Source organism: Aeromonas aquatilis (genome assembly GCF_054052405.1).
Map to the genome: position 1 here is coordinate 1 of NZ_JBSTYP010000143.1, position 1,196 is coordinate 1,196.

Below are 1,196 nucleotides of genomic sequence, written 5' to 3' on the forward strand. Positions count from 1 at the left end.
TGGAGCGTTACGGGAGGGGCGTGAATATCAAAGCATGTTTGCATGAGGCGCTGGGGCACCCCATGCAACACGTAATTGGGACATAGCCTTTGCCAAGCCCGGTACTCAGCATGGGGAAACTGCCTATCCGCAGGTGCGCATGCTCTGTCAGATGGAGCTGACCAGCCACCTGCTCACGCAAGCCGTCATGGAGAGCTGCGCCGTCAACGAGATGGTACTGGCCGAGCAACTCATCGCGCGTACACCGGACCACTCGCTCACCCTGTTCGACAAGGGGTTCTACTCCCTGGGCCTGCTCCACGCATGGCAGAGTGCGGGCGTTGAGCGGCACTGGTTGCTGCCGCTCAAAAAGGGTACCCAATACGAGGTGGTGCGCAAACTGGGGCGCCAGGATGCCCTGGTCTTGCTGAAAACCAGCCCACAGGCGAGGAAGAAGTGGCCGCACCTGCCGGACACAGTGGAAGCCCGCTTGCTGACCCGACACATCAATGGCAAGGAGCGCCAAGTATTGACCTCGATGGTCGACCCGATGCGCTTCCCGGGGGCCGACATCGTTGAGCTCTACAGTCACCGCTGGGAAATCGAGTTGGGCTATCGGGAGATGAAGCACAGCCTGCAACAACACCGGCTGACCCTGCGCAGCAAGAAGGCGGCGGGGATACGGCAAGAGCTATGGGGTGTGTTGCTGGCGTACAACCTGCTGCGCAGCCAGATGGTGAAGATGGCGGCAAGTCTGAAGGGATACACGGCGAGCCAGCTGAGTTTTCACATGGCATCGGTGTACCTCATCCATGAACTGAGCAGCATGCCGTACCTGTCACCGGGGAGTATCCCGAAGCGGGTGGCGGAGCTGGATAAGCAGGCGGGGCAGTTTGTGTTGCCGGAGCGAAGGGAGCGGAGTTACCCCCGCAGTGTGAAGGCAAGACCACAAAAGTATGCGGTGCAAAAAGCCAATAAAAACAATGCCAGTCAGGCTTAACTGACTGGCATTACCGCTAAAGCTGTCTCTTTTTTCATCTGCTTACCGCAACTCCTGGCTCCCAACACCACTCCGATTGTTTATTTCTTGTTTCTTTAAAGTTGCATACAGCCCTGCCTGTTGGCGGGGCTTTTTTATGGCTATGTCCCAATTACGTGTTGAAAGGCTAAGCTTGAAGTAGGCCATCACCTTGAGGTCTACCATCATGGATACCCCA

1 pseudogene is annotated in these 1,196 nt (G+C 57.1%); it reads left to right on the forward strand.

What is annotated here, in order from left to right:
* Window positions 1-85 precede the first annotated feature (85 nt).
* Window positions 86-979 (forward strand): annotated as a pseudogene (locus ACW5W8_RS23680) (IS4 family transposase); the annotation flags it as partial.
* Between the last annotated feature and the right edge of the window lie 217 nt (window positions 980-1,196).